At 63.4% G+C, this 17,511-nt stretch carries 3 protein-coding genes; all 3 read right to left on the bottom strand.

Going from position 1 to position 17,511, the window contains the following annotated elements; genetic code table 11:
- Positions 1-5,544, bottom strand: a 5,544-nt coding sequence (locus tag AOA59_RS22330) for an amino acid adenylation domain-containing protein (protein WP_371919081.1), incomplete at its 3' end; no start/stop codon positions are given.
- On the bottom strand, positions 5,541-15,200 hold the full coding sequence (locus tag AOA59_RS22325; RefSeq protein ID WP_143522801.1) for a non-ribosomal peptide synthetase: 9,660 nt from the start codon (positions 15,198-15,200) through the stop codon (positions 5,541-5,543). The genes AOA59_RS22330 and AOA59_RS22325, both read right to left, overlap by 4 nt.
- Before the next feature lie 471 nt (positions 15,201-15,671).
- The gene (locus AOA59_RS22320; protein ID WP_065931235.1) at positions 15,672-17,369 is read right to left on the bottom strand and encodes a cyclic peptide export ABC transporter; all 1,698 of its coding nucleotides are present in this window, start codon (positions 17,367-17,369) and stop codon (positions 15,672-15,674) included.
- Between the last annotated feature and the right edge of the window lie 142 nt (positions 17,370-17,511).

Here is a 17,511-nt window from a genome sequence, read left to right as displayed (position 1 = left end):
GGCCCGGGACAACAGCGTGTCCTGGTCGACCACCACCACCGCGCCGCCGTTGAGCAAGGGCGCCCACACGTCGAGGGTGCTGGCATCGAACGCCGGGTTGGAGGCAAAGGCCACACGGTCGTGCTGATTGAAATCGGCGTAACCGTTGTTGATCACCAAGCGCGTAATTGCCCGGTGCGGCACCAATACGCCTTTTGGCGTGCCGGTGGAGCCGGAGGTATACATGATGTACGCCGCTGTCTCGGCCGATTGCTCCAGCGCCGGGTTGCAGTCGGGGGTGTCAGTGAAATCGAGGCGGTCCAGGTCCAGACGACGGGCGCCCTCGGGCACCTCGATCGACGCCAACGTGAGCAGCCACTGTGAACTGCTGTCCGCAACCATAAAGCCCTGACGGTCCAGCGGCGCGTTGATGTCCAGCGGGACATACACCGCGGCGCACTTGCTGATGGCCAACTGGCTCACCAGCAGGTCCAGCGAGCGCTCCAGCAGGATCGCCACGCGCTCGCCGGGTGCCACACCCAGGCCGAGCAAATGGTGGGCCAGTTGGTTGGCACGCCGGTTCAACTGCGCATAGTTCAATGACTGCTCGCCCTGCACCGCTGCCAGTGCCAGCGGCTGCGCAGCAGCATGCTCTTGGAACCGCGCATGCAGGGTCTGCGTGCGCGGGTAGTCCCTGGCAGTGGCATTGAACCCCTGTAGCACTTGCTCACGCTCGGCCCCAGGCAGCATGGAAATGCGGTTCAGTGGCGTGAACGGCGAGTGTTCCAGGGCGTCGACCAAGCGCTCGATGACCGTATTGAAGTAACCACAGATTTTCTCTGCACCGATCTCGGCCACTGCCAATGCACTCAGGCTGAACTGCTCGCCCAGGTCATTGACGCTGACACTCAACGGGTAATTGGTGCGCTCATGCACGTCAATTACCTCTATCCCACGCCAAGCATGTTGGTATTCGGCCAGCGCGGCCGCTGATGGCTCGGCGCTGTGCCGGTAGTTGAGCAAGGCACTGAATAACGGCGTGGAGTGCGCGACACTGCTGCAGCGCTGCGCCAGGGCCAATGAGGCATGCTCATGGCTAAGCAAGCCACTGAGGCTGGCGTGGGTGGCCTTGACCGCCGCTTGCACCGCTTGCGCGTCAATATCGACGCGCAACGGCAGTGTATTGATAAACATGCCCAGTGCCCGGTCGGCGCCGTCACCGCCCTGCAGGCGGCCCATCATCACTGTACCGAACACCACGCGGTCGTTCTGCGCGACCACGCTCAATACCCGCGCCCAGGCCAGGTGGAACACGCTGGCCGGGCTGACGCCCAGTTGCCGCGCACGCGTGCGCAAGCGCTGACTCACCGTCGCGTCGAGGGTCAGGCTGGCTTCTTCAATGGCCTCCCCGTCCCCCTCGACAGTGTGCAGGCCAAACGGCAGGGTCGGCTCGTCGATGTCCGCCAACATCGCGCAAAAAAACGCCTCGTGTTCCTGCTCACTGACCCCCAGGCGCGCCTGGGCCACATAGTTGCGATACGGCACCGCCGCTCCCAGGCGGTCGGCGTGCCCGAGCAGATAGGCTTGCATTTCATGCTGCACCACCTCCACGGCGGTGTGATCAAGCACCAGGTGGTGGAACAGAAAGAACGCGACGACTTTTGCGTTCGCCGAGTCGTCGGCGTAGACCACGCGCATCAGCGGCGCCTGGTTCAAATCGAGGCGGGTATAACGGCGCTGCACATCCGCGCGCAACTGCTCGACGACCGGCACGTCGCCAAGGGTTGGCTTGAACGCCTCAACTGCCAGCTGGGCGTGACGCAACACCACCTGCATCGGCTGCTCGAGGCCCTCCCAGAGTACGGCCGTACGCAGGATGTCATGGCGCTCGATGACCTGTTGCAATGCTTGGCAAAACGCCTGCAAGCGCGCGAGGTCATCGAAGACGAACAGCGATTTGAGCAGGTAGGGATCACGGTGCGCAGCCGACAAGTGCAGGTAGAGAATGCCTTCCTGCAAGGGTGCCAGGGGGTAGATGTCTTGCACGTTGGCCACGCCACCGGGCACGGCTGCAACGATCAAGTCGATGTTGGCCTGGCTGAGCTGCGCCAGCGGCAACAGGTCCGGGGTGATGTGGCGCAGGCCCGGTACCAGCAGGTTGGCCGGCACCTGCACTTCGTGGCCACTGCCCACTGCCGCCGCGAGCGCTGCCAGGGTGGGTTGGCTGAACAGCACGCGTACGTCGGCATTGAGGCCGGCCTGACGCATGCGCTCCACCAGGTTGACGGCCAACAGCGAATGCCCGCCCAGCTCGAAGAAATGGTCATGGCGCCCTACTTGCTCGACCTTGAGCACCTGCGCCCAAATCTGCGCGAGGATGGTCTCCACCTCACCCTCGGGTGCGGCATAACCCCGATTGAGCATCGACTCCAGACCCGGCTCCGGCAGGGCCTTGCGGTCAAGCTTGCCGTTCGCGGTCAGCGGCAGGCTGTCCAGGCGCACATAAGCGCTCGGCACCATGTACTCCGGCAACTGTGCCTGCAACGCGCTGCGCAGGGTTTCGATGTCCACGGGTGATGGTTGAGTGGCGTATTCAGTGAAATACGCCACCAGCCGACCGTCGCGCGCCAATACGACCGCTTCGCGGATCTGCGCCTGCTCAGCCAGTCGGCTTTCGATTTCACCCAGTTCAATGCGCACGCCGCGGATTTTCACCTGGTCGTCATTACGCCCCAGGTACTCCAGGGTGCCGTCCTCGCACCAGCGTACCAGGTCGCCGGTGCGGTACATGCGTGCCTGCGGGTCGCGGCTGAACGGGTCCTTGAGGAAGCGTTCGGCAGTCATTTGCACGCGATTCAGGTACCCGCGTGCCACCCCGGCACCGGCCACATACAGCTCACCGGCCACCCCTTGGGGCAGCAGTTGCAGTTGCGCATCCAGCACGTAGACCTGCGCGTTGGCCACCGGTTTGCCGATGTGCAGGGTCTTGCCGGCTTCGATCAGGCCAGAGGTCGCGACCACCGTCGCTTCGGTCGGACCGTAGTTGTTGATCAGCTTGAAGCGCCGTGGCGTATTGAACTGGCGCAAACGATCGCCGCCGATCAGCAGGGTCTTGAGGGTCGGGTGTTCCAGTGACTGGCTGAAAGCGTACTCGGCCACCGGGGTCGGCAAGAAGCTGACGTCCAGCGGCTGATCCAGCCACCATTGCAGCAGCGCATCAAGGTCTTCCTGGGCGTGATGGGCGGGAGGCAGGTGCAGGGTCGCGCCGGCGCACAAGGCCGGCCACACCTCCCAGGCCATCGCGTCAAAACCGAAGCCGGCGACGCTGGAGGTATGGCTGCCGACGTGCAGGTCAAACGCATCGCAATGCCAGTTCACCAGGTTTTCCAGGGTCTGGTGTTCGACCATCACGCCTTTGGGTTGGCCGGTGGAGCCGGAGGTGTAGATCACATAAGCCAAGTGCGCCGGGGTCAGGCCGGGCACCTGGGGGTTGTCGGTGCAGGCGGCAAGCCAGGCCGGGGCGTCAAGGTCGATGATCGGTACCGAAAGCCCGGCGACGCACGCGGCGGTGGCCGACTGCACCAGCACCGCCACGGGGGCGCTGTCCTGCAACAGATAGGCAATACGTTCCAATGGGTGTGCCGGGTCCACCGGCACATAGGCGGCGCCAGCCTTGAGGATCGCCACCAGGCCCACCAGGGTGTCGACGCTGCGTCGAGCACAGATGGCGACGCGGTCATCAGGGCCGACACCCAGGTTGATCAAGTGATGGGCCAGTTGGTTGGCCCGCGCGTTAAGGTGCTGGTAACTCAGTCGCTGCTCGCCCTGGCACACCGCCAACGCGTGGGGCAGCGCCAACGCGCGGGCCTCGATCAAGGCGTGAATGGTCTGGCCGCGCGGGTAATTCCTGGCGCTGCGATTGAAACCCGTCACCTGGCGGGCACGCTCATCGTCGGGCACGATCGGCAACGCCTGCATGGATGTGGCATGGCCCTGTTCCAAGGCGTCAACCAGCGTGTGCAACGCGGTGAGCAAATAGCCGAGGATGCGCGGTAACGGCATGCTGGCCACACCTTGCAGCGTCAGGTTGAAGTCTTCACCGACGTCATCCACCGACAGCACCAGGGGATAGTTGCTGCGCCCCTCGCCGCCGAGCAACTCGATACCGTCCCATTGCGCCACGTTCGCCGTCGGCGCCAGGCTCTGGCGGTAGTTGATCAAGGCGCTGAACAACGGTGTAGGCGCGGCCACGCGACTGCAGCGCTGGGCCAGCGCCAACGGTGCGTGCTCGTGCCCCAGCAGGCGCGTCAAGCGCGCATGGGCAGCCTTGGTCGCGGCCTGTACGTCCAGCGCCCCGACATCCAGCCGCAGCGGCAAGGTATTGATAAACAGACCCAGCCCGCGCTCACTGCCTTCACTGCCGCCCATGCGCCCCATCAGCACGGTGCCGAACACCACGTCGTCGCGCCCACTGATCCGCCCCAGCACCTGTGCCCAGGCCAAATGATGCAGGCTGGCGACGCTGACCACCTGTTGCCGGGCCTGGGCCCGCAGGCGTCGGCTTAAGCCCGCGTCCAACACGTGAGCCAGCTCATGCACGTGCGCATCGCCCTGGACATCCTGATGGCCGAACGGCAGGGTCGGCTCATCCAGGTCGCCGAGCATGTCGCGAAAGAACCCTTCGTGCTCTTGCACCGTCGTGCCCAGGCGTGCCTGGGCCACATAGTTGCGGTAGGGCACCGGCGCGCCGAGTTGCTCGGCACGGCCGTACAGACAAGCGTGGATCTCCTCGTACACCACCTGCATGGCCACGTGGTCAATGGCGATGTGATGGAACAACAGCATCGCCACCCAGCGCTGGTTGCTCGGGTCTTCGCTGAAAACCACGCGCAGCAGCGGCGCGCGGTCCAAGTGCATGTGCATGGCGCGGGCGTCGAAGCGCTGGTACAACTGCTCGGTAACCGGCCCGTCGGCCGGGTCGAGCGCCACCTCGTCGATCACCAGTTGCGCCTGGCGCCAGACCACTTGCACCGGCTCATCCAGGCCCTCCCAGACAATACTGGTGCGCAGGATATCGTGACGATTGATCACCTGCTGCAAAGCCTGGGCAAACGCCTCCAGGCGTGGCCGCGTGGTGATCGCAAACTGTGAGCGCATCAGGTAAAGGTCACCTTGGCGCGCCGTCACGTGGTGATAGAAGATCCCTTCCTGCAGTGCCGCCAGCGGGTAGATATCCTGCACATTCGCCACGCCGCCGGGGACCTGGGCGACGATATGGTCGATGCTCGCCTGGCTCAGGTTCACCAGGGGCAGCATCGCCGGGCGAATATGGGTGCAATCGATAGCAATGGCATTGGCCGGCACGTCGATCTGCCCGGCGCGCTGCGCCGAGTAGTCGCCGGCCTTGATCAAGGCGATCAGCGCAGCCTTGTGTTCACGCAGCGAAGCCAGCACGCCCGGCTCGCTCAAGGCCAGCTTGTTGCCCTGCAACACCAGTTGGTCGCCTTTGACGGACAACTGCACGTCCTTTTCTTTCAGTGTCGCCAACAGTTCGATAACACTCACAGGACCATCTCCATTCTTTCCGTAATTGCGGCGTATTCCCACAGCGTGGAGTGTTCGAACAGCGCCTTGACGTTGGCTTCGATGCCTTCCTGGCGTAAGCGTCCGATCAGGCTGACCGCCAGCAATGAATGCCCGCCCAGTTCAAGGAAGTTGTCATGGCGACCGACGCGCTCGACGTTCAACAACTCCGTCCAGAGCCGGGCCAGGGTAGTTTCGATTTCGCCCTCGGGCGCTTCGTAGGCATGGCTGCGTAGCGCGCCCATGTCCGGCGCCGCCAGGGCCTTGCGGTCGAGCTTGCCGTTGGGGCTCAGCGGCAGCGCGTCGAGGTGCACGAACACCTGTGGCACCATGAACTCCGGCAATTGCTCCAATAAATGCGCACGCAAGGCCTCCGTGGCGGCCGGCACGCCGGTGTAATAGGCCACCAGGCGCTTGTCGCCCGGCACGTCCTCGCGGGCCAGCACCGTGGCCTCCTGGATGCCCGGGAATTGGCCCAGGCGTGCCTGGATTTCGCCCAGTTCGATGCGCACACCGCGGATCTTCACTTGGTCATCATTGCGGCCCAGGTACTCAATGTTGCCGTCCGGCAAATAACGCGCAACGTCACCAGTGCGGTAGATCCGCCCGGCGCTGTGCGGGTCCTTGAGGAAACGTTCGGCGTTCAGCTCGGGGCGGTTCAGGTAGCCACGGGCGACCTGCACGCCGCCAATGAACAGTTCACCGCTGACCCCCAGGGGCACCGGCTGCAAGTGCGCGTCGAGAACGTACATGCGCACGTTGCCTATGGGCTTGCCGATCGGGGTGTTGTCCGGCGTGACGGCGCCGTTGCAATCCCAGGCCGTGACTTCCACTGCGGCTTCGGTCGGGCCGTAGTGATTGAACAACGCACTGCCCGGCAATTGCGCCTTGAAGCGCCGCACCAGGTGGCCTGGCAACGCTTCGCCGCTGCACATGACCCGCACCAACCTGGCCGCCTGGCTGACGTCGCCATGGGCCAGAAATACATCGAGCATCGACGGCACGAAGTGCACCGTGGTGATCTGTTCGGCCTCGATCACCTCACACAGATACGCCGGGTCCTTGTGCCCGCCCGGGCGGGCCATCACCAGGCGCGCACCGGTGAACAGCGGCCAGAAGAACTCCCACACCGACACGTCAAAGCTGAAAGGGGTTTTCTGCAGCAGGGCATCCGAGCTGTCCAGGCGATAGGTGTCCTGCATGCACAGCAAGCGGTTGACCACCGGGCTGTGCTCGTTGATGACGCCCTTGGGCTTGCCGGTGGAGCCGGAGGTGTAGATCACGTAGGCCTGGTGTTGCGGGGTCAGCTCGGCAATCAACGGGTTGCCGGCAGGCTGGTGTTGCCAGGTGACGCGTTCCAGGTCAATCACCGGCACGTCGATGTCACCCAGCAAGGCGCGGGTGGCGCCCTGGACCAGGACCACGGCCGGCGCGCTGTCTTCCAGCATGTAGGCCAGGCGGTCCAGCGGATAAGCAGGGTCCAGCGGCACGTAACCGCCACCGGCCTTGAGGATCGCCAGCAACCCGATGACCATCTCGGCGCTGCGTTCGACGCAGATGCCCACACGCGACTCCAGCACCACACCCTGCTCGCGCAGATGATGGGCCAGGCGATTGGCGCGCTCGTTCAGCTCGCGGTAGGACAGGCGCTGGGCATCCGCCAGCAACGCAACGGCGTCCGGTGTGCGTTGCACCTGGGCTTCGAACAGGCCGTGAATTGTCTGCTGCAGCGGGTGATGCTTGACGGTGTCGTTGAAGTGCTCCAGCAGGGTTTCACGCTCCGCCGCCGGCAGCACCGAGAGTTGCTCAACGGCGGTGTGCGGCGCGGTCTCCAGCGCCTCCACCAAGTGTTGCAAGGCGGTCTGCATATAGGCCGCCACACGCTGGGCATCCACGCCGCAGGTTTGCACGCTGAGCAGAAAGCCTTCGCCTTGGTCGTCCACCGACAGCATGCACGGATAGTTGGTGCGCTCGCGCACCTCCAGCACTTGGGCACCGGACCAATACTGCGGCCCTTCACTGTCCTGCAACGGGCTGTGACGGTAGTTGAGGATTGAACTGAACAACGGCGACGCCGCCGGCACGGCGCTGCACCGCTGGGCGACCACCAGCGGTGCATGCTCGTGGCCCAGCAGCGCGGAGAGCCGGGCGTGCACGGCGCGTACCCCGGCCCGCACGCCTTGTTCGCCCACGCTGACTCGCAGCGGCAAGGTATTGATGAACATGCCCAAGGCACGGTCGGCGCCATCGCCACTTTGCATGCGGCCGAGCAACACGGTGCCGAACACCACCTCATCACGCCCACTGACGCTGGCCAGCACCCGCGCCCAAGCCAGGTGGTGCAGGCTCGCGGCACTGACGCCCAAATGGCGCGCCTGCGCCCGCAGGCGCCGACACAGCGGCGCATCCAGTTGGAGCTTGGCCTCCTCGGCCGACAGCCCATCGCCTTGCACTTGCTGCAAGCCAAACGGCAGGGTCGGCTCATCGATGTCAATGAGCATCTCGCGGAAGAACTGTTCGTGGTCAGCCTGGCTGACGCCCAACAACGCCTGCGCCACGTAATTGCGGTACGGCATCGCCGCGTCCAATTGCGCGAAACCACCGCTGCGGTAGGCGAGCACTTCTTCGCTGATCACATCGAGTGCGGTGTGGTCCATGGCAATGTGGTGGAACAGCAACATTGCCAGCCAGCGCTGGTTGGCTTCATCGTGCACATACGCCAGATGCAGCAGCGGCGCCTTGCTCAACACTAGGCGCGCCTGGCGCGGATCGAAGCGTGCGTGCAACTGCTCCAGCATACTGCCCTGGGCGGGGTCGAACTGCAGGGCTTCGCGGGGCAGTTCGGCGCGGCGCAGCACGACCTGCACCGGCTGTTCGAGGTCGTCCCAGAGGATCGCCGTGCGGGTGATGTCATGGCGATCAATCACCGCTTGCAGGGCCTGGGCGAAGCTGTCGAGTTGCGCGCGGGTTTCCAGACTGAACGTGGCCTGCAACAAGTAGGGGTCACCCTGCTCGCTGGTGATGTGGTGATACAAAATGCCTTGCTGCAACGGCGCCAGCGGGTAGATGTCCTGCACATTGCGCGCGCCGCCCGGCACCCGTGCGACGATGCGGTCGAGAGTCTCCTGGCTGAGGTCGATCAGGCTGAGCATGTCGGCACGAATGTGCGCGCAGTCAGCCGGGATACGGTTGGCCGGCACCTGGACTTCACTGCCACCGCCCACGGCTGCGGCCAGGGCCGCCAGAGTCGGCTGGCCGAACAGCACGCGTACATCGGCGCTCAGGCCCAATTGACGCATACGCTCGATCAGCTTGACCGCCAGCAGCGAGTGACCGCCCAGTTCGAAGAAGTTGTCCTGGCGCCCTACCCTGGCCACGCCCAACACCTGGCTCCACAACTCGGCCAGGGTGGTTTCGATGGCATTGTGCGGTGCTTCGTATTCACGGCTGGCAAAGGCCTCGACATCCGGCACCGGCAATGCGCGGCGCTCGAGTTTGCCGTTGGGCGACAGCGGCAGCGCGTTCAGTTGCACATAGGCCGCCGGGATCATGTAGTCGGGCAGCAGCGCTTGCAAATGCGCGCGCAGTTCGTCGGCCCCGCTGGGCGCCGCCCCGGCGTGAGCGGTGAAATAGGCCACCAGGCGCTTGTCGCCAGGGCTGTCTTCGCGCACCAGTACCGCCGCATCGCGTATACCCGGGTGCTGAGCCAGGCGCGCTTCGATTTCGCCCAGCTCCACGCGAAAGCCGCGGATCTTGATCTGGCCATCGTTGCGGCCCAGGTAATCGATCTCGCCGTTGCGTTGGTAGCGGCCCAGGTCACCGGTTTTATACAGGCGGCCCTGAGGTACAAACGGATCGGCCAGGAAGCGTTCGGCGGTCAGGTCATCGCGGTGCAAATAGCCACGGGCCACGCAGGCGCCGCCAATGTAGATCTCACCGGCGACACCCAACGGCACCGGCTGCAGGTGTTCGTCGAGCAGGTAGATACGCGTGTTGGCCACAGGCACGCCAATCGATGGCAACACCGGCCAGGACGCCGCATCGCCGTCCAGGGTCAAGGCGGTGGTGACGTGGGATTCGGTCGGCCCATAGTGGTTGTGCAGGCGGCAGTCAGGCAGGCGTTGGAACAGCTCACGCATCGGTTCGCTGATACGCAGTTGCTCACCCGCGGTGATCACATCGCTCAGCGCGCAGGGCAAACGCCAGAGCTCAGGCGTCTGGGCCACGGCTTCGGCCAAGGCTTGCAGGGCGATGCACGGCAGGAACAGACGCTGCACGCCGCGTTCGCAGATATGCCGGAACAGTTCGCGGAAATTGAGCCGCAGGTCGCCCGGAATCAACGACAGTTCACCACCGGCGCACAGGGTGCTGAAGACTTCCTGGAAGGCCACGTCAAAGCCCAGTGCGGCGAACTGCAAGGTGCGTTGGGCCGGGCGGCCATCGGCCAGGGTTTGCGCAATCTGCCAGTGCATCAGGTTAACCAGCGGCCCATGGGGCATGGCGACGCCCTTGGGCTGGCCGGTGGAACCGGAGGTGTAGATCACGTAGGCCAGGGCTTCGGCGCCCAGATCACTCACGTGCGGGTTGTGTGCAGGGTAACCATCGCCAACGTTGGCGGCATCGAGCAGCAAGATCGACACGGCGGACAGGCTGAAGCGCTGCACCAGGCGCTGCTGGGTCAGCAGGGCCTTGGGCGCGCTGTCTTGCAGCATGTACGCCAGGCGCTCATCCGGATAAGCCGGGTCCAGGGGCACGTAGCCGGCGCCAGCCTTGAGTATCGCCAGCAGGCCGGCGACCATTTCCACGCTGCGTTCGGCGCAGATGGCCACACGGTCATTGGCACCAATGCCATCGGCAATCAGGCGGTGGGCAATCCGGTTGGCCAGGGTGTTCAACTCGCCATAGCTCAGGGATTGGCCTTCATAGGTGACGGCAACCGCGTCAGGCTGACGCTGCGCCTGCGCTTCGAAGAGCGCGTGCACCGTCGCAGTGGCCGGGTAGTCGACCGCGAAGGCGTTGAAGTGGGCGAGCACTTCCTGGCGCTCGGCATCCGGCAGGATCGCGAGGTGCTGCAGAGGTTGTTCCGGCTGGTGCTCCAAAGCTTCGGCAATGGCTTCCAGCACACGGTGCATGTAGCCGCAGACGCGCTGCGGATCGACACCGGCCACGGCCTGCACGCTCAGGCCAAATGCGTCACCGAGGTCGTCCACCGACAACATCAGCGGGAAGTTGGTGCGCTCTTCGCCACCGGTCATTTCCACCCCGGCCCAGGTCAGCGCCTTGCCGGCATCCTGCGCCGATTGTGCACCGACCGCGGCATGGCGATAGTTGAGCAATGCGCTGAACAACGGTGTGGGCGCTGCCACACCGCTGCAACGTTGGGCCAAAGACAGCGGCGCATGTTCATGGCCGAGCAAGGCGGCCAACCGTGCATGGGTGGTCTTCAGTGCGTTTTCGACGCCTTGGTCGCCCGCTTCCACCCGCAGCGGCAAGGTATTGATGAACATGCCGAAGGCACGGTCAGCGTCCTCGCCACTGCTCAGGCGGCCCATCAGCACGGTGCCGAACACCACGTCGCGACGCGCGGCCAGATGCCCGACCACCTGGCCCCAGGCCAAGTGATACAGGCTGGCATTGCTCACCCCCAGGCGTCGGGCCTGGGCACGCAGGCGCTGACCGAGCAGTGGCGCCACGGGCAGGCTGGCTTGCGTGACACCCAGCCCGTCACCCTGCACATCCTGCAGGCCAAACGGCAAACTCGGCTCGTCAACATCGCCGAGCATCTCGCGGAAGAACGTCTCGTGAGCGGCCTGGCTGATGCCCAAGCGGGTCTGTGCCACGTAGTTGCGGTACGGCACCGATGGCGCCAGCTGATCACCACGACCTTGCGCCAGCGCCTCGATTTCCTGGCCCAACAGCGCCAGTGAGGTGGCGTCATCAATCAGGTGATGGAACTGCAGCACTGCCACCCAGCCTGCGCCCGGCTGGTCTTCGGCAAAATGCAGGGCCATCAGCGGTGCGCGTGTCAGGTCCATGCGCGTGTGACGCGGGTCCAAGCGTGTGCAGAGTTGCGCGGCAACATCACCCAGTGCCGGGTCGAACTGCATGTGCTGCACCGGTAGCCTTGCTTCGCGCCAGACCACTTGCACAGGTTCGTCCAGCCCCTGCCAAGCCATTGAGGTGCGCAAGATATCGTGGCGGTCGATGACCTGCTGCAGGGCGTCGGCAAAGCCCTGCACGTGCTCGCGACTGTGCATGCGCAACACCACCTGTAGCAGGTAGGGATCGCCTTCGGTGCTGGTCTGGTGATGGAACAGGATGCCTTCCTGCAACGGCACCAGCGCGTAGATGTCCTGTACGTTGGCGACACCGCCGGGGATGCCGGCGACGACGCGGTCGAGCTGTTCCTGTGGCAACTGCGCCAGGGGCAGCATGGCCGGAGTAATCCGCGTGCAACCGGCCGGGATCGCATTGGCAGGCACGTGCACCTGGTGTCGGCTGCCGGCGGCGGCGGCCAACGCCACCAGGGTCGGCTGACCGAACAGTACGCCCACATCCGCGTTCAGGCCGACCTGGCGCATGCGCTCGATCAGCTTGACCGCCAACAGCGAATGACCGCCGAGTTCAAAGAACTGGTCGTGGCGCCCTACCCGCTCGACACCCAGCAGTTCGCTCCAGAGGCGTGCCAGGGTGGTTTCCAGCTCACCCTGCGGCGCTGCATACTCGCGCCGCGCATAGGCCTCGGTATCGGGCGCCGGCAAAGCCTTGCGATCCAGCTTGCCGTTGGTGGTCAGCGGCAAGCTCTCCAGCACCACGAACGCGCTGGGCACCATATAGTCGGCCAGCGACGCCAACAACTGCGTGCGTAACTCGCCAGCCGAAGGTTCGGCACCCTCGCAGGCAATGAGGTAGGCCACCAGGCGCTTGTCACCGGGTGCGTCTTCGCGGGCAATCACCACCGCCTCGCGCACGCCGTCACAGGCAGCCAGGCGCGCTTCGATCTCACCCAGTTCGATGCGGAAACCCCGGATCTTCACTTGGTCGTCATTGCGCCCCAGGTAGTCGATGCTGCCGTCTGCCAGCCAGCGGCCAAGGTCACCGGTGCGGTACATGCGCGCACCCGCAGTGCCATCGAACGGGTCGTTGAGGAAACGCTCGGCATTCAATTCAGGCCGGTTCAGGTAACCGCGAGCCACCCCTGCCCCGCCCACATACAACTCACCTTCCACGCCGTGCGGGACGGGCTGGCCCTGGGCATCGAGGATGTACACGCGCAGGTCCGGAATTCGCCCGCCAATCAGGCTGGTACCGACCCGGCAGGCGTCTGCGGCGGCCAGCGCGCGATAGGTCACGTGCACGGTGGTTTCGGTGATGCCGTACATGTTCACCAGTTGCGTGCCGGCGTTGGCCATGCGCGCATACCAGGGTTTCAGAATGCCCGGCTCCAAGGCTTCGCCACCGAAGATCACCTGACGCAGGGAGTGCTTGAGCTCGCTCTGGCCCTGGGCCGCGATCAACGAACGAAAGGCACTCGGCGTCTGGTTGAGGACGGTGACGCCGGCGCTGCACAGCAGCGCATAACAGGCGTCCGGCGCACGGCTGGTGAGCTGCGGCACTATCAGCAACTGCCCGCCATGGATCAGCGCACCCCAGATTTCCCATACGGAGAAGTCGAAGGCAAACGAGTGGAACAGCGCCCACACGTCCTGATCATTGAAATCGAACCAGGCCTCAGTGGCGCTGAACAAGCGCACCACGTTGCGATGCTCAATCATCACGCCCTTGGGCTGGCCGGTGGAGCCAGAGGTGTAGATCACGTACGCCAGGCTCGCCGAGGTCAGGCCGGGCACCTGTGGGTTCATCACTGACTCGACTTGCAAGCCCGCCGAATCCAGGTCGATCACCGGCACCGACAACTCGGCCACCAGGGCGTGGGTCGCCTGCTGCACCAGCACCGCCACCGGTGCGCTGTCTTGCAGGGTGTAGCTGATGCGTTCCAGCGGATAGGCCGGGTCAATCGGTACATAACCGGCCCCGGCCTTAAGGATGCCCAGTAAACCAACGATCATTTCCAGGCCACGTTCGACGCAGATCGCCACGCGATCATCCGGGCGCACACCCAGGCTCAACAGGCGATGCGCAACCTGGTTGGCGCGCCGGTTCAGGTCGCCGTAGCTCAGGCGCAGACCTTCGAACATGAGTGCCGTCGCATCGGGGCGCGAAGCCGCCTGGGCCTCAAACAGCGCATGAATCGTCTCATGGCTGGGGTACGTGCCTGCGCCCGCATTCCAGTGCTGCATCAGCGCGTGGTCCGTCTCGGTGATCAACGAGAACTCACTCACCGTACGCTCGGCGTTCTCCAGCGCTTGCTCCAGCACATAGGTAAAGCGCTCGGCCAGGGCCTCGATTTCATCGGCGTCGAAATACGCTTCGTTATAGACGTAGTGCGCCCACGCCTTGTCCTTGTGGTTGCTCGCCCGCAGGTGAAACGCCAGGGGCATCTGCTCGTGGTTGTTGGTGACTTTGACTGTGTGGCCACGCTGCTCGGCAAACTGGTACAGATGATCGTCCTGTTCGTAGGACAGCGTCAGGTCGAACAGTGAACCCGCTTCGGCGCGCAGGTTCATGCCGCTCAGCGGGAAACGCTGATGGCGGTAGTCCTGCTTGAGCGCATCGCGCACGGCACCGACCAGGGCGCTGAAGGTCAGCTCGCGACCGAGGCTGAAGCGCACGGCGCTGACCTGGGTGAACATGCCCAGGGTGGACTTGAACTTGGCCGAGCGGTTGAGCAACGGCAGGCCCACCACCCACTCATCGCGCTGGGTCACGCGGGTGAAGTAGACATACATCGCCGCCAGCAACACATGAAACGTCGAGGCTTGGCAGGCTTTCGCCAGTTCGCCCATGCGATCGTGCAACACCACCGGGAACGGCCGAATGTAATGCCGGCCAGGGGCCTTGCCGTTGGCGTGCTGGTCCTGGTGACGCGGGGCAAACAGGCGCTCGGGCAGCGTTTGGTACTTGTGCTGCCAGTATTCGCGGTCCTTTTCATAACGGGCCGACTCGCGGTAGCGCGCGTCGTCATGGATGAAGTCGACGTAGGAGCTGGTCTCCATTTCGGGCTGCCGACCTTCAGCCAGGTCGCTGTAGATGTCGCCCAGCGATTGCAGCATTTCGCCGAAGGCCCAGCCGTCGAGAATCAGGTGATGGGCCTGGTTGGCGAAGTAGTAATGCGCCTCGCCCAGCTTGATCAGGAAAAAGCGAAACAGCGGCGCCTGGGTCAGGGAAAACGCCCGGCCCATGTGCTCATCCATCAATGCCAACGCCGCGCCGACAGGGTCGGCCTGTTCAGACACATCAAACAGCGGCACCGCCGTCGGCACGGTAGGCGCGATGCATTGCAGGGGGACGCCATCGGCATCGGTAGCGTCCAGCAGCGTGAGGCGCAAGGCATCATGCTTGGCCACCAGTACTTCGACAGCACGGTGCATCCGCTCCGGGCTCACCGGACCGTTAAGTTCAAGGTAGGTGCCGATGTTGTACAGCGGCGAATCACCCTGGCTGATCTGGTCCAGCCAGATCGCTTTCTGCGCGGCGGTCAGGGGGAAGGTCTGCGGTGGCTGCAGGGACGAATTCATGCGGTCACCTGCGCGACAAAACCGATTAAGGCAAGGTTGCATGACGGGATTTTTTTCGCGACAAAGTCGCCCATGGCCACTGCAGAAAAACGTTTCATAAATGCCTTCTCAGAGTTTTGTCAGTGCCGCCTGGGTCACAGCGCAGCAGCGAGGGAAGTTGAGGCGAACAAGATCAGGAAGTGTGGAAAAGGCCAGACTTAAAATTAATTAAAGTCCCGCACCCGACAGTTTAATTCCGATAAAAACAGCCGCCCACCCGTCACCTGACGACCTTATTGGCAAATTTAAGCACTGGCACTTTGGACTGTATGTCACCTGAAACCCGGACAATCGGCGGACATTGAATTATTTCGCAATTAAAAATTTAACTATCTGTTTTATATGATTTTTTTAAGATAAAAAAAGCACGAAACCGACAACCAAAAAGGTTGCCGGCGGCGTGCTTGGGGACAGGTTACGGCGATGCCAGGATCAGGCGCGACGGTCTTGGGCGACCAGGTTTACATCGGAGACAATATGGCCATCGACCAACTTCACAACGCGATCAGCCAATTGGAAGTATTGATCATCATGCGTAATGATCAGCACGGTCTTGCCACGACGTTTTAGTTCCGGCAGCAACTCCTCGTAGAAGAAACGCTTGAACGGTGGGTCTTGATCCGCCGCCCATTCATCGAGGACATACACCGGGCGGTCTTCCATGTAGGCACACACCAGCGCCAGGCGTTTTTGTTGACCGTAGGACAGCTCTTTGGTGGTGGAATACCCCAACCCCTCGATCTTGATTTTGTCGGCCAACCCCAAGGCGGCGAGGTACTTCTGAGCCAGTTCCGGATTAACCTCCTCGCCTTCCGGACCAATGAGCCGGTTGAACAAATGGAAGTCGCTGAACACGGCAGAAAACAGGTCGCGGTAATCACTGCGGGTCTCATCGTTGACGGCGACGCCATCGAGCAGGATCTGCCCGGCCTGGGGCACATATAGACCGCACAGCGCCTTGACCAGGGTGCTTTTGCCGCAACCGTTGCCACCGATGATGTAGATCAACTCACCGCTATTGATGGTCAGGTCGACTGGCCCCAGCGCAAAACCGCTCTCGGCATCCGCGCCGCGATAGTTCATCACTACGCCTTTGAGCGCGATCTGGTGCCAGTGCTTCTTGTGTTCCAGGCGCAGCACATTGGTGTTATCCGACTCGCCCTGCTCGGCATGGTGCTCGTTGATAAAGAAGCCAAACTCGGCGAGACGGTTGATCGCCACCCGGCCTTGCGCCATGACCGGCATGGTGCTGATCAACAAGCCCAGCGGTCCGAGGATGTACATGACGGTCAAGACGCTGGCGGTCAGCACCTGGCTGCTGGTGACCATCAACAATGGCAAAACGAAAACCAGGCTGCCAATCAGCAATGACTGGGTGACCAGCCCCATGTTCTCGGCACCGAGGTACCACATGTGCTCGATAAAGTTGAAGCGTGCGACCCGCGTGGACGACTCTTTGATGGCGGAGCGGCCAAACCAGCGCCGGCGAATGCCGTTGAGTTTGAGCTCCTTGAGGCCGAACACCAGGCCGTGGGTGTGCTCGTTGAACGCGGTGAACTCATCACGCACGCGGCCGGTGAACTTGACGCCGCCAAGGAACAGGAAGACGTACAGCATCGCGCCGACCGCCAGCAGTGCCAGGGTCAGCGCAAACACCGTCCATGACAGGTAAGCCAGGTAGGCCAGGCCGAACATGAACACTGTGGACTCCACCAGCATCACCGGCATTACCAGCAGCGTTGCATTGAGCTGCGGAATGTCGGTGGTCAACAGCGTCAGCACGTTGGGCGGGCCGCGCCGATCAACTTCTTCGAGGGGCGACGAGAGGATTTTCTGGCACAACGCAATGCGCAAGCGTGTCATCAACTTCATGTTGGCGTAGGCGGGAAACAAGGTCGCCCCGTTACGGAACGCCAGCGCCACCACACTCAAACCGACGAACCAATACAACAAGTGCACCCTCGACCCTTGCTCGTAGATCGCCAAGTTGATTACGTTGACCACCGCAATCGCCGCCACGCCGCTGATGATGCCAGTGACCAGTGAAAAGAAGGCCAGCCAGGGATGGTTTTGCCAAAGCAGGCGCAAGACCGAGCCCGGCTTGGGCGGCTTCTCATGCTCTTTGTTCATGGATTAACTCCTCAAATACACTCAAGACCGGGTCTGGCCCGTCAGGCAAAACACTGCATCCGGCCGGGGTGCCGGAGCCGCCAAGTGTACGGATTGCCCGCAAATCGGCTGTCCCAGAAAGCCTGTACAAAACACTGACCGA

The organism is Pseudomonas sp. 2822-15 (genome assembly GCF_002742515.1).
Lineage (GTDB): Bacteria > Pseudomonadota > Gammaproteobacteria > Pseudomonadales > Pseudomonadaceae > Aquipseudomonas > Aquipseudomonas salomonii.
This window is presented reverse-complemented; position numbering and strand designations above follow the sequence as displayed.